The sequence below is a fragment of the Nocardia sp. 348MFTsu5.1 genome, assembly GCF_000383535.1.
Lineage (GTDB): Bacteria > Actinomycetota > Actinomycetes > Mycobacteriales > Mycobacteriaceae > Williamsia > Williamsia faeni.
The window spans coordinates 308,225-320,664 of sequence record NZ_KB911512.1 but is presented as its reverse complement, the minus strand read 5'-3'; the positions used below and the strand labels follow the sequence as shown (position 1 = coordinate 320,664).

The window sequence follows — 12,440 nt, the reverse complement described above, 5'->3', positions numbered from 1 at the left end:
GCGTCACGCCTTGTTGCCCTTCAACAGACTGACGCCCGGACGCCGGTGGAACCAGTTCGGATCTAGTTTGCCTGACGAACGTACGTCCCTGGCGCCGCACACTGGGGCGGGTGCTGAGCTGAACCGAGCGACGTCGGCGCCTCCACACGTCGACCGGCCCGTTCGGTCACCCAGTCGGCCCAGTTCTCCCACCACGACCCGGCTTTCTTCGTGGCACCCTCGAGCCATTCGTCTGGGCCACCCGAATCCATGGACCCGACGAAGTAGGAGGCCTTGGGATTTCCCGGCGGATTGACGAGCGAAGCTATGTGCCCGGCATTGGACAACACGTAGGTATTGTCCCCGCCGAGCAGCTCAGCGGTCCGAAAGGTCCCCTTCCACGGCGTGAGGTGATCGTTCACAGCTCCGACGACATACGCCGGGATCTTGATCGTGCGCAGATCCACCGGCAAGCCAACCGCCGTCCAACCACCGGGCGTCGGAATCGGGTTGTGGCGGAAGATGTCCAGGAACTGACGGTGCAGAGCTCCGGGAAGATTGGTGCCGTCCGCGTTCCAGGCCAGGATGTCGAACACCGGTGGATCCTCGCCCATCAGATAGTTGTTGACCCAGTAGTTCCAGACCAAGTCGTTCGGCCGCATCCACGTGAAGGCACTTCCCATGGCGCGCGCACTGGTCACTCCCACCTGCTTGGCCCGCCAACGTGCGAAGTCGATCAACCGAGCCGACGAGAACGCGCTGATCGGGGCCGACTGGCCGAAGTCCAACAGGGTCACGGCGTACGAAACAGAACCCACCGACGAATCACCTGTCGCTGCCAACTTGTTGAGCACGGCGGTGTTGAGGATGCCGCCCGCGCAGAATCCGATCACATTCACCTCATCGGCGCCGCTGACCTCGCGGACAGTCGCGATGGCGTCGAGGATCCGCTGTGCATAGGTGTCGACCGACCATTCCGACTGGTCCGACGAGGGGTTTCGCCAGGAGATGATGAAGGTCTGCATGCCACGGGAGACTCCGTACTCGACGAACGAGCGGCCCGGCCGCAGATCCAGGAAGTAGTAGCGCCCGATTGGCGGCGGCACGATGAGCGTGGGTCGCTCGAGCACGGTGTCAGTCGTCGGCCAGTAGTGAATCACCTCGGCGACGTCGTCTTTGTCGACGACACTTCCCGGCGTGAGAGCGAGATCCTCGCCGACCTTGAGCGCGCCACGCTTGGCCATCGACGGCATACCGCCGTTGTGGCGCACGTCCCCGGCAAGATTCTTGAAACCACGCACCAGGTTTACTCCGCCGGTGTCGAAGGTTCTCTTGATCGCGGCCGGATTCCCCAGCAGGGTGTTCGTCGGTGCGACGGCACTCGTCACGACGTTCATGACGAATCGGGTCCGCTCGGCACGCTCGTCACTCGCGTTCGAAGCGACCGCTTCGACCATGGAATCAGTGGCCTTACATCCGGCGAGGTAGAGCTTAGCGACCCGCGAGTAGATCGGATTCTCTGTCCATGCCCGGTCCTTGAACCGCAGATCACCTCTGGCAGGGGCTATCTCAGACTTTCCGGCAACAATCTTCGCGGCCTCGACCGCGAATGAGGCACTGGTTCGGGCGATCGGACCCAGCGAAAGCGTTGCCGCCACGCCGTCGATCAGACCGCCGAGCGTTGGTACCGAGACGACCTCCGTCGCGCCGACTGCCGCCGCAGAATGGTTTTTCAAATCTTGGTCAGCCACCATGTCCACGCTCCTCACTCTTACATGAAAGCTATTCCGCACTAGTGATTTACGCAACAATTTGATGAAAACGCTACCTTGTTCACATGAGTGTGATCTCCGAGGCGTCAGACATACAAAGTGGAGCACTGGCCATCAAGCCCTGCGACGTGGCATCGTTGGTTTGCCGGCAGAGCCGCCGCTGGAAACGAACACGGCGGTAGGCAGATTGGTGATATCTATCGGGTAGCTCCGCGGGCGGCCCTGGTCTGTCCGACGCAGTCGAAGTTCCACTCACACCGGCGTTCGGCAAACTGAACAGGAAGACACCGACATGAGAATCGACGTACCCGAGGGCAAAGACCCGATCACCTACGTGTGGGGCGAGATGGTGCCGGTGATCGGTGGAGCCGCAGCCAATTTCTCGATGAAGGTCTATTCGGATTCCACGCTGGGCCTTCGAGAGTTCGAGGCGGCGCGGCTCCGGATCGCGCAGATCAACGGCTGCATTTTCTGCCAGGACTGGCGCACCGAGCGGGACGGCGAAAAGGTCGAGCCGACGTTCGCTGATGCGGTCGAGAATTGGCGCACCACCGAGGCCTTCGACGTCCGCACTCGCCTGGCCGCGGAGTACGCCGAACGGTACGCGGTGGACCATCACGGCCTCGACGACGATTTCTGGTCGCGGATGAGTGCCGCCTACGAGCAGCGCGAAATTGTCGAGCTGAGTATGTGCCTGGGTTCATGGCTGGCGTTCGGCCGGCTCAATCGCGTCCTCGGACTCGATACCGCCTGCGTACTACCGAACCACTGACCCGCCTACCCGCTGACCAGCGCGACGATGTGTCGACACGCCAGAAACGTGCGCGGGTCGTTCAGATCACCCAGGGAAGCCCGACGATCGATCGAAAGTCCGAGCTCCTCAACTTGATCGTCCACCTGTTCTTCTGCGACGACACGATGGCATGGAGCCTTGTCTGGCCGGCCCTCGCCGACGACGAAGACATCACGGGTGGCTTCGAGAGGTACAAACGTTCATCCACTGCGACCAGGCTCCTATGCGTTCGAGGCATCATCAGACGACCGAGCTCCGGTGGACTGCCGAATCACGCTGTGATTCAGTCCACCCGTTGTCATCCCTGTGATGCAGAGCACTAGTGTACTGGCCGGCCCCGGAATCGCAATTTCACCCCGAGATCTCCACCCCGTCATAGCTGCCGAACATGTCTCCTTCGGGCAATGGCATCTGCAGGTACACATCAAGGTGCCGGATCTTCGCGTTGTCGTCGTATTCGTAGACCGTCAAGGAATTGACCACGCTCTTGAACTCCCCGACCGTGCTGCGCTCCTCCAACTCGAGAAACACGATGTTTCCGACCTCGGTGACCCGCTTGAACGAGCAGTCCCAATCGGCGTTCGCAGCCCAGGCAGTCAGGAAGCCCACATAATCTGTCCAGTTCATGACCTCTTTGAAGTTGCCGACCCGCACGAAGTCGTCAACGGCGATCAGATCGGCCAGCGGCGCCCAGCTGTCGACCGAGAATCCGGGTTCCTTGGCTGCACCTGCGACAATCGATTTCGTGACCAAGCCGTATTCCAGAGTTTTACGCGACAGCCCGCTGTAGTTGTCGATGACGTCAGTGACGTCCTTCAGAACGATTGACACTTCTTCTCCAATTCGAGGACCGCAGAAATCTCACAGTTCGGCGATGGATTTGAACCTGCTGCCGGGAGCATCCGGTCATCGTCGCATACCACTGTTCGCCGGATCTCAGATGTCGAGAGACCAAAAATCCCCCCACCTGATGGTGAGGGGATTTTGATGGCGGTGGCGGAGGGATTTGAACCCTCGGTACGGGGTTACCGTACACAGCATTTCGAGTGCTGCACCTTCGGCCGCTCGGACACGCCACCGCGGAAGACATTACCGCAGCGGTGGCCCAGGACTACAATCGGCTGGTCAGAGCCGCTTTTGGCCGTTTTCCGCCCGAATGTCAGTGACCGGTCAGCTTGTCCTTGACTTCGTCGGTCTTGCGCTTGACGGCGTCGGCTGCGTCGGTGACCTTCTGCTTGGTGCTCGCGCTGGCCTGGTCGCCTTGACCCTCGTGCTTGAGCTTGTCGTCGCCGGACAGGCTTCCTGCAGCCTCCTTGCCGCGTCCCTTGAGATCTTCTGCCTTGTTCTTGGCGTTGTCGGAAACACCCATGACAATTCCTCCTGAAGGTTCGTTCAGATGACCGCAATTCGGTACACACCTCGCATACCCAGCCGATCGCCAGTCCTAAACCACTCCCGGTTCGCGGCAAGTGACAGACCCACCCGTTTTCGCACCGTCCATCGACAATTTCGTGCGGACGGTGCGAAAGAGGTGGGCGCGCGGCCCGGGCGGTGCAAAACGAGTGGAGCGCGTCCCGGAACCCGGTCAGGAAGGTCGGTGGCCGGCGAAGAAGTCGCGCAGCACCGCGGCGCATCGGTCCTCGAGGACGCCGCCCCGGACCTGGGGCCGGTGGGTGTTGCGGCGATCGCGGACGACGTCCCAGAGCGATCCCACAGCGCCCGTCTTGGGCTCCCAGGCCCCGAACACGAGCCGGTCCAGCCGGGCCAGGGTGATGGCGCCGGCGCACATCGTGCACGGCTCGAGGGTGACGGCGATGGTGCAGCCGGTCAGCCGCCAGCCGTCGCCCAGCACCGCGACGGCCTGCCGGATCGCGAGAACCTCCGCGTGAGCCGTCGGATCGGATGTGGCCTCACGGGCATTGGCGGCGGCGGCGATCACCCGGCCCTGCGGATCAACGATCACCGCACCCACCGGTACATCCCGGGGATCGGCCTGGGCGGCTGCGGCGAGCGCGGCCTCGATCAGCTGCTCATCGGCATTCATGTGAGCCCAGAGGTCTAATGGCCCAGGCGCTCAAGCGTATTCGACAACTCGTCGGCAAAACCCAGACGCGCTGCGATCATCCCGATCTGTTCGTCCGCGTAGAGATCGGTATCGCCGACGATCACACTCATCACCGAGTCGGGCAGACCGAGGTCGGAGAGGATCGCGAGATCGCCTTCCTCCCAGGGCTCGACGTCGGCAAGCTCGTCGGGGTCGATATCGGGGATGTCGACGTTGAGAACCTCGAGCACATCGGCCGCGATGTCGTAGTCGATGGCGGCGGTGGCATCAGAGATGAACAGCTTTGTCCCCGACGGTGACGGACGTACGACGATGAAGAACTCGTCGTCCACATCGAGGAGCCCGAACACCGCACCGGCGCTACGCAAGCCACGCAAGAGGTTTTCGGTCTCCCGCAGTTCACCGAGGGAGTTGCTGTCCAACGCGGTGAGGATCCACTTGCCGTCCTCCCGGACGACCGCAATGGCAAAGCCGTCTACTTCATCCGCGCGCGCACCAGCCATAGCGGTCACGGTAGCGGGCGGAACCGGTAAACCCAACTCTATTGACAACCGCCACCCGGCATTGCCGGAAGCGGCGATATGCGAATCTGAACTGGTGACACACAGCGCTCCGACACAGCAGCCATCTATCTGCGTTCTGGGTCTCGGTCTGATCGGCGGTTCCCTGCTCCGCGCAGCGGTGGCAGCCGGCCGTACCGCGTTCGGATACAACCGGTCCCAGGAGACGGTGGACGCCGCACTCGCCGACGGCTACGACGCCTCCGCGGACCTCGTCGCGACGCTCCGCCGGGCCGCGGATACGTCTGCGCTGATCGTGTTGGCGACACCGGCCCCGACGATCGATGGGCTCGTCGCGATGGTCGCCCAGCACGCCCCCGACTGCCCCCTGACCGATGTGGTCAGCGTGAAGCAGCCGGTTGCCGATGCGGCACACGCTCACGGGCTGAGCCATCGCTATGTGGGTGGGCACCCGATGGCCGGTACGTCCGAGTCCGGCTGGCCGGCCACCGACCCCGACCTGTTCTCCGGCGCGGTGTGGGTCGTCGGGACCGACGACGGCGCAGATCCGCAGGTCTGGCAGATGGTCGCGCAGCTCGCGCTCGATGTCGGATCGCGTGTGGTCGCGGCAGCATCCGACGAACACGACCGGGCAGTCGCCGGGATCTCGCATCTGCCGCACCTGACGGCAGCGGTCACCGCCGTGGTCGGCGCGGGTGAGGGCGAATTGGCGCTGCGCCTGGCGGCCGGTTCATTCCGGGACGGCACCCGCGTGGCCGGGACCTCCCCGACCGCACAGCGCGCGATGCTCGAAGCGAACTCGACGGCGCTGCTGATCGCGCTCAGCGAAACCATCGATCGACTGACATACGCCCGCGATCAGCTGCGTGATCAGGGCACCGTCGAGACGTTGGTGGCCGACGGGTACCGGGCCCGAATGCACTACGAAAAGGTCAACGGTGTCGACGGGCCACCGGTGGCGGTGACCATCGGCGCACCCGGCTGGGAGGCCGACCTGCGCAATGCGGCCCGCGACGGGGCCGTCTGGACTGGCTAGATCCGCTCGGCCAGACCGGGGTAATCGCGGACGAATCCGTTCTGGTCGACGGTGATGGTGGTCGAAGCCACCGGCCCGACGATGCTGAGACCGGACTTGCCGGGGGTGTACTGCAACGACTCCGCCGCGAACTCACCGGACGGCAGGTACAGGTACGCCGCCGGAACAACCACCGGCTTCGCGGACGGGTCCTGCAGGCCGAGCCGGCGGATCGGCAGTGCGTTCAGGAATGGGCTCAGTGCCAGGTCGACATCCTGGGCGCCACCGAAGTCGCTGCGCTGCATACCGCGGGCGGTCTGGACCAGCCACACGTCCTGCCCGTCGCGCGTGATGGAGATCTGGGTGTCGCCACTGGCCCGCACCAGGTGCAGCGACAGCCGCTTGGTGAGGCCGGTGTCGGTGGTGATCAGGTCGTACGACGCACTGAATGCCTCGTGGTCGGCGGTGGCAGCGGCGATGATCCGGCCATATGCCTTGATCCGGTGGCCGGTCACTGTCACCCGAACCTGTTCCAGACGTTCGGCGCCGATGCCACGCCAGGTCATCATGGCTTTGAAGTCGCCGTTGTCGCCCGCGGCGGGCGCAGGCTGAGCGGGCACTTGGGACACGTCTGGGGAACTCACCACTCCACGGTAGGCGAACCGGTTATCAGTTATCGACCCAACCGGGGTTTAAGGGCCGTTCAGTCAGCCGATTCAGCACGGTACGTATGCGTGAGATAGGGCAGGACGATGTTTCCGTCCTCATCGGATACGTCGGCGGCAAGGGCTTCGACCTCCGCAAGTATTCGGGCCCGATCGGTGTCCGTCGCGGTGATGACGGCGCTGCGGGAGGCCACCATGGCCAGCAATTGTGGGCCGGTCAATGTGCGGTCCCAGCGAACGACCTTGTGCATCAACGGACCGAATCCGGCACCCAATTCCGGTACTCCGGCGGCCACGTACAGTTCGGCTTCGCTGGCTGTCACGATGGCCGTCAATTGATGCACCCACGGCACTGATTCATCACGGATGTTCCAGATCAAGCCCAATGTGCCGCCTGGACGAAGCACTCGTGCGGCCTCGGTTGCCGCGACGTCCGGACGCACCCAGTGCCACGCCTGACCGAACACGAGCGCGTCAACGGCGTTGTCCGCCAACGGGATCTGCTCGGCTGTTCCGATCAGGCCGCGCACGGTGGGCAACTGCGCTTTCAGGACATCGAGCATCTCCGCGTCGGGCTCGACCGCGTAGACCGTGCGGCCCGCATCGATCAGCGATGCGGTGAGTTTGCCTGTGCCGGCACCGATATCAGCGACGACCCGGGCGTCCGCGTCGAGCAGCCCGGCCACTGCCGCGGCCGGATAGTCGGGCCGGCCGCGGCTGTAGGCACGCGCCTGCTCCCCGAACGAGGTGGACATCCGCGCGCGTTCGTCCGGGTCGGTCATCGATTCGCCGCTAGCTTCCGTCGAGACTCACGCAAATCGCCAATGCACCCTTGTCCTCTGCAACCGTCTTCCCGTCCACCTTGATCGAACAGGAGACATCGCTGCCGTCGGCCGCCATGGCACTGACCATCAACTCACGACCGGTGGCTTCCACGGTCGTCGACCAGGGAACACTCGGATCGACAACTGTCTCCTGCCCATCACTGCTGGTGTAGATGATGAAATCGACGTTGCCGGTGACCTCATACGTGACGCTGCCCGACGATTCACCGGTAGTGGTGGTCGTGGCCTCTGTTGTGGTCGAGTCGATTTCGGTCTCGTCGGTGCTTGTCGCATCCGATGTGGCCGTCGATGACGTGGCGACGCCCGGGTCGTCGTTGTCATCACCGGACAACGCCACTGCTGCGAAGACTCCGCCCAGGACGAGGACCAAGAACGCCACGACACCCACGATGATCCAGACGGCCTTCTTGCTCCCACCATCGCCCGGTGGCTGACCGTCGCCGCCATACCCACCGTAGGGAGGTTCACCGTAGGGAGGTCCGCCTCCGCCGTACGGTGCATTCGGATACTGCTGGCTGTAGTCGGGCTGTTGGCTGTACGCGGGCTGACCACCGACAACCGGCTGGCCATATTGATTGCCGCCGTACTGATTGCCGTACTGCTCACCGCCGTACTGCGGCTGCCCGTACTGAGGAGACTGACCATACTGAGGAGACTGACCGGAATCCTGTGACGGCATCTGCGTGGTGCCACTGGGCCCGTAACCCTGTTGATCCGGCGGTGGGCCCCAATATGGTTGCTGCGGCTGCGCGGGATCCTGACCGCCACCCCACGTCGGATGGTCGGAATTCTCGGGATCGTTCTTGTTTCCGGGACCCATCGTGCACTCCTCACGTCGACGGTCAGAGTTCAAACATTACCGGCGCCAGAAGTATGTGCCGCTACTCCACCGATTCGCAGTCCCTTCAATCCGTCACGAGCCGAATTGTGGCCACGGCCAAAACATCAAGCCGCACCTGCGCCGGACCGGTAACATTCGAGCAGATCACGCTCGGCCGTTCTGTTTTCAGCTGCCAACGATGGAGTTCACTGGGATGTCAGACCTCGACCGCGGAACTATTACTCCCGCCTATACCGGCCGCTTTGCGGTGTCGGGTGTGCCGGCCCTGAAGATGCCCGAGGAATCGATGGATCCCGGTGTCGCATATCGATTCATCCACGACGAACTCATGCTGGACGGGAACTCCCGCCTCAATCTCGCGACGTTTGTCACCACCTGGATGGACCCCGAGGCCGAGAAATTGATGGCCGAGACGTTCGACAAGAACATGATCGACAAAGACGAGTACCCGCTGACCGCCGCCATCGAAGAACGCTGCGTCGCCATCGTCGCCGATCTGTTCAACGCACCGGATCTCGATCCCTCCGACGCCTCCAGCGCCACCGGCACCTCCACCATCGGTTCGTCCGAGGCAGTCATGCTCGGTGGCCTGGCCCTGAAATGGCTGTGGAAAGCCAAGCAGAGCGGCACCCCCGGCACTCCCAACCTGATCATGGGCAGCAACGTGCAAGTGGTGTGGGAGAAGTTCTGCCGCTACTTCGAAGTCGAGCCCCGCTACCTCCCCATGGAGGAGGGCCGCTACGTCATCACCCCTGAGCAGGTGATCGACGCCGTCGACGAGAACACGATCGGCGTTGTGGTCATCGCCGGCACCACCTACACCGGTGAGCTCGAACCGGTGAAAGCCATCGCGGACGCACTCGACAAGGTGGCGGCCGACGGTGGCGTGGACGTACCGATCCACGTCGATGCCGCCAGCGGCGGCTTTGTGCTTCCGTTCCTGCATCCGGAACTCGAATGGGACTTTCGGGTGCCCCGCGTGGTGTCCATCAATGTCTCCGGCCACAAGTACGGCCTGACCTACCCCGGCGTCGGATTCGTTGTCTGGCGCAACAAGGAGTGGCTGCCCGAGGACCTCGTCTTCCGGGTCAACTATCTCGGCGGCGACATGCCGACGTTCACCCTCAACTTCTCGCGGCCGGGCAATCAGGTGATCGGGCAGTACTACAACTTCATCCGCCTGGGCCGGCAGGGCTACACCGACATCATGAAGTCGCTGTCCGCCACCGGACAGTGGTTCGCCGGGCAGATCGCCGAAGAAGACGAAATCGAGATCATCACCGACGGTTCCGCCATCCCGGTGGTCACGTTCAGACTCCACGAATCCTGCGAGTTCACCGCATTCGACATCAGCCATGGCCTACGCGCCTACGGCTGGCAGGTCCCGGCCTACACGATGCCCGACAACGTCACCAACCTGGCAGTTCTGAGAGTTGTTGTCCGCGAAGGATTCTCACGCGACATGGCACGCGTCCTGCACCAGCACCTCGTCCAGGTCATCGCCGATCTCCGCAAGCTCAACGCCACCGGCCACCTGTCCGAAAAGCAACACTTCGCACACTGATCCTGCCGGCGCACAGGATGCACGGTCGGCAACTACGCAGGCGGTTGGGGTGATACGCACCCCAACCGTCGCGTGTACCCGCATATTCGGGTAGTGCGCTACTCGCGTTGTCGCATCGTCGGGCGACCACGATCAGTACATGTCCCGACAGACCGGAATTCCTCAAACGCCGCTTCGCGATCTGCTGAAGTCGTCGACGGTGACACTCGCAGTCTTCGTCGCCGGCATCATTCTCACCCTCGCCGCTTGTACGAAAGACGGGTCGTCCGAATCGGATCAGGTCGTCAAGCCATTCCAATCGGTCTGGGAGGCAGGCACCGCGGTGCTCGTCGACTCGGTGATATCGGCGCCCGCATCTTCACCGGCAACCTTGTCATCCGGGGTGTCACTGTGAACGACAACAAGGTGGTTGCCGGGATGCAGCATCGCATCCTGACCTACGTGTACTCGAACGACACCATCCTTCAGGCCGGGGTGGCCAGCCAACTGCACATGCGACCGGAGATCCGGTTGGTCGACGAATCCGACGTGGATTCGGCCGAAGTCGCGATTGTGGTGGCCGACCGTCTCGACGATGCGGTGAAGCGCAATCTGCGCGCCCTGCAGCGCGGCGGAGTTCCGCGGACGATGCTGGTACTCGGGGTCCTCGACGACACCACCGTCGTGGATGCAGCCGAGTCCGGGGTCGCCGGCCTGGTGCGTCGCGCCGACGCGAATGCCGACGCGCTGATCGCACAGATCCGCCGGGTGGCCGCCGGTGGCGGTGTGGTCCCCGCGGATCTGCTCGGCAGTCTGCTCGACCAGGTCGGGCGGATGCAGCGTCAAGCACGCGCTCCCCGCGGCCTCCAGTACTCCGGTCTGGCCGAACGTGAGGTCGAGGTCCTGCGACTGGTTGCCGACGGCCTCGACACCACGGCAATCGCACGTCGGCTGTGCTACTCCGAGCGGACGGTGAAGAACGTCCTGCATGACGTGACAACGCGATTGCAGCTGCGCAATCGTTCGCACGCGGTCGCCTACGCGATGCGAGAGGGCTTGATCTGACCGGTGTTGGCCGACGTCGATCTGGCGGTCTGGGACCACCGAGGAGTGGGTGCGATTCGGCGGGATTCCTGCGGTGACCATCACACTGCGCGTCCGCGATCGACCAGCGGCGACTCGAGGCCGTCATCACGATGGTAAAACAACCCCAGATTCCACACCGCATCCGCGTGACCTCGATGTCCAACTAAAAGAAATCCTATTTTCATGATCATTCAACATGGGTTGCTCGGCCGCTCCATGAACGATCACAAATATCCGCGGCAAAAAAATGTCAAAAGTTTCGATCAAGGGTGGCTTGACCTGCCGTTCCGTGCGACCGTCATAAGGTTGGCCAAGTGGTCAATTTTCCGTCACACGGGAGAGCGCGATGCACTCGATCACTTACCCTTCTTCAACTGCCGATCTCACCACCTCTGTCGAGAAGCTGCCAGGTGTACCCGGCGTCAAGAGGTCAGATGCTGACCGGATCAAAAAAGCGATTGAGGATCGGAATGATTGGACGCGGACCATTCACGGATGTTCGATCGAGATGTGGTACAAGGTCGCGGTTCGACCGGGGGCCTGCGGTTCGCTGTTGAGTGGTTTGGCCTCGATGTACTTTCCCGATACCCGGGTTTTCGGCGAGCCCGGACGGGAATTCGCTGCGGCGGCACGGGAAGCGCTCATTCCGGGCTGAGCGACCATCGCCGAGGCGACCGCCGTCTCCCCGCGCTAACGTGGAGTGGACTTGCCCCCCAGATCCCCATAGTGAGGAACAGAACTCGATGAGCACCCATGACTTCGCCGCCACCACTGCCGATGGCGGCACCAAGCCACTGAAGGAATACGAGGGCCAGGTACTCCTGGTTGTCAATGTGGCGAGCAAGTGCGGCCTGACCCCGCAGTACGAGGGCCTCGAAGCGCTCTACCGGGACAAGAAGGACAAGGGACTCGAGATCCTCGGCTTCCCCTGCAACCAGTTCGGTGGACAGGAGCCCGGAACCGCCGACGAGATCGCCGAGTTCTGCAACGTCAACTTCGACGTCACCTTCCCGATCTTCGGCAAGATCGAGGTCAACGGCGAGGGTGCCGATCCGCTGTACACCTACCTGCGTGCCGAGGCTCCCGGCGAGTTCGGCCCCGATGCCGGCTTCCTCTACGACCACGTCAAGAAGTCGCGTCCGGAAGCCATCGGGACCGACGAGGTCAAGTGGAACTTCACCAAGTTCCTCGTCGGCCGCGACGGCGCCGTCATCAAGCGCTACGAGCCCACCGTCACCCCCGAAGAGATCAGCGCGGATCTCGAGAGCGTGCTCGCCTGATCAGGTCGGCCTGATCCCGACGATCTACCCCCGAA

Annotated in this window: 14 protein-coding genes and 1 tRNA gene; 6 read left to right on the top strand and 9 right to left on the bottom strand. The window is 63.1% G+C overall.

From position 1 onward, the window contains the following. Positions 1–62 precede the first annotated feature (62 nt). Positions 63–1,733 carry an alpha/beta fold hydrolase gene (locus H290_RS0109975; RefSeq protein ID WP_020106655.1) on the bottom strand — a complete coding sequence of 557 codons (1,671 nt, stop codon included), beginning with the start codon at positions 1,731–1,733 and terminating at the stop codon, positions 63–65. 310 nt (positions 1,734–2,043) lie between these two features. Between H290_RS0109975 and H290_RS0109970 the strand changes: the two genes are divergently transcribed. Further along, on the top strand, positions 2,044–2,523 hold the full coding sequence (locus H290_RS0109970; protein ID WP_020106654.1) for a carboxymuconolactone decarboxylase family protein: 480 nt from the start codon (positions 2,044–2,046) through the stop codon (positions 2,521–2,523). Between the two features lie 372 nt (positions 2,524–2,895). Here the strand turns inward: H290_RS0109970 and H290_RS0109960 are convergent, their stop codons facing one another. From H290_RS0109960 to H290_RS0109940, 5 genes are all read right to left on the bottom strand, one after another. After that, a complete protein-coding gene (locus tag H290_RS0109960) occupies positions 2,896–3,375 on the bottom strand; it encodes a hypothetical protein (RefSeq protein WP_020106652.1) in 480 nt (159 codons plus the stop codon). A 157-nt stretch (positions 3,376–3,532) separates the two neighbouring features. After that, positions 3,533–3,623 (bottom strand) — tRNA-Ser (locus H290_RS0109955). An 80-nt stretch (positions 3,624–3,703) separates the two neighbouring features. Beyond that, entirely contained in the window at positions 3,704–3,913 is a 210-nt protein-coding gene (locus H290_RS0109950) for a CsbD family protein (RefSeq protein WP_020106651.1), read from the bottom strand. Positions 3,914–4,129: 216 nt separating this feature from the next. Next, positions 4,130–4,588 (bottom strand): nucleoside deaminase, encoded by a 459-nt coding sequence (locus H290_RS0109945; protein ID WP_020106650.1) that lies wholly within the window; start codon positions 4,586–4,588, stop codon positions 4,130–4,132. A gap of 14 nt (positions 4,589–4,602) precedes the next feature. After that, the gene (locus H290_RS0109940) at positions 4,603–5,112 is read right to left on the bottom strand and encodes a tRNA adenosine deaminase-associated protein (RefSeq protein WP_020106649.1); all 510 of its coding nucleotides are present in this window, start codon (positions 5,110–5,112) and stop codon (positions 4,603–4,605) included. A gap of 94 nt (positions 5,113–5,206) precedes the next feature. Between H290_RS0109940 and H290_RS0109935 the strand changes: the two genes are divergently transcribed. Continuing rightward, entirely contained in the window at positions 5,207–6,166 is a 960-nt protein-coding gene (locus tag H290_RS0109935) for a prephenate dehydrogenase (protein WP_028463011.1), read from the top strand. Here the strand turns inward: H290_RS0109935 and H290_RS0109930 are convergent. From H290_RS0109930 to H290_RS30175, 3 genes are read right to left on the bottom strand one after another with little or no spacing between them, the layout of a single operon-like run. Further along, complete coding sequence (locus H290_RS0109930) at positions 6,163–6,792, bottom strand: putative glycolipid-binding domain-containing protein (RefSeq protein ID WP_020106647.1); 630 nt, start codon at positions 6,790–6,792, stop codon at positions 6,163–6,165. The two genes, H290_RS0109935 and H290_RS0109930, sit on opposite strands and share 4 nt — an antisense overlap. Positions 6,793–6,848: 56 nt before the next feature. Then, entirely contained in the window at positions 6,849–7,592 is a 744-nt protein-coding gene (locus H290_RS0109925; RefSeq protein WP_020106646.1) for a class I SAM-dependent methyltransferase, read from the bottom strand. 10 nt (positions 7,593–7,602) lie between these two features. Then, the gene (locus tag H290_RS30175) at positions 7,603–8,475 is read right to left on the bottom strand and encodes an MmpS family transport accessory protein (RefSeq protein ID WP_020106645.1); all 873 of its coding nucleotides are present in this window, start codon (positions 8,473–8,475) and stop codon (positions 7,603–7,605) included. 214 nt (positions 8,476–8,689) lie between these two features. Between H290_RS30175 and H290_RS0109915 the strand changes: the two genes are divergently transcribed. The 4 genes from H290_RS0109915 to H290_RS0109895 all read left to right on the top strand — a co-directional run bounded on the left by H290_RS0109915 (position 8,690) and on the right by H290_RS0109895 (position 12,405). Then, entirely contained in the window at positions 8,690–10,060 is a 1,371-nt protein-coding gene (locus H290_RS0109915; protein ID WP_036518570.1) for a glutamate decarboxylase, read from the top strand. 139 nt (positions 10,061–10,199) lie between these two features. Then, positions 10,200–10,454: a hypothetical protein gene (locus tag H290_RS0109910; RefSeq protein ID WP_020106643.1), complete on the top strand. Its 255-nt coding sequence runs from the start codon at positions 10,200–10,202 to the stop codon at positions 10,452–10,454. Continuing rightward, positions 10,451–11,104 (top strand): response regulator transcription factor, encoded by a 654-nt coding sequence (locus tag H290_RS0109905; RefSeq protein WP_020106642.1) that lies wholly within the window; start codon positions 10,451–10,453, stop codon positions 11,102–11,104. Before H290_RS0109910 ends, H290_RS0109905 begins: the two co-directional genes overlap by 4 nt. A 764-nt stretch (positions 11,105–11,868) precedes the next feature. After that, entirely contained in the window at positions 11,869–12,405 is a 537-nt protein-coding gene (locus H290_RS0109895; RefSeq protein ID WP_020106640.1) for a glutathione peroxidase, read from the top strand. Positions 12,406–12,440: the final 35 nt, after the last annotated feature.

Excerpts from the sequence above, each read along its gene's own strand:
- H290_RS0109975 (WP_020106655.1), bottom strand. The coding sequence starts at position 1,733 with ATGGTGGCTGACCAAGATTTGAAAAACCATTCTGCGGCGGCAGTCGGC.
- H290_RS0109970 (WP_020106654.1), top strand. The coding sequence starts at position 2,044 with ATGAGAATCGACGTACCCGAGGGCAAAGACCCGATCACCTACGTGTGG.
- H290_RS0109950 (WP_020106651.1), bottom strand. The coding sequence starts at position 3,913 with ATGGGTGTTTCCGACAACGCCAAGAACAAGGCAGAAGATCTCAAGGGA.
- H290_RS0109945 (WP_020106650.1), bottom strand. The coding sequence starts at position 4,588 with ATGAATGCCGATGAGCAGCTGATCGAGGCCGCGCTCGCCGCAGCCGCC.
- H290_RS0109940 (WP_020106649.1), bottom strand. The coding sequence starts at position 5,112 with ATGGCTGGTGCGCGCGCGGATGAAGTAGACGGCTTTGCCATTGCGGTC.
- H290_RS0109925 (WP_020106646.1), bottom strand. The coding sequence starts at position 7,592 with ATGACCGACCCGGACGAACGCGCGCGGATGTCCACCTCGTTCGGGGAG.
- H290_RS30175 (WP_020106645.1), bottom strand. The coding sequence starts at position 8,475 with ATGGGTCCCGGAAACAAGAACGATCCCGAGAATTCCGACCATCCGACG.
- H290_RS0109915 (WP_036518570.1), top strand. The coding sequence starts at position 8,690 with ATGTCAGACCTCGACCGCGGAACTATTACTCCCGCCTATACCGGCCGC.
- H290_RS0109910 (WP_020106643.1), top strand. The coding sequence starts at position 10,200 with ATGTCCCGACAGACCGGAATTCCTCAAACGCCGCTTCGCGATCTGCTG.
- H290_RS0109895 (WP_020106640.1), top strand. The coding sequence starts at position 11,869 with ATGAGCACCCATGACTTCGCCGCCACCACTGCCGATGGCGGCACCAAG.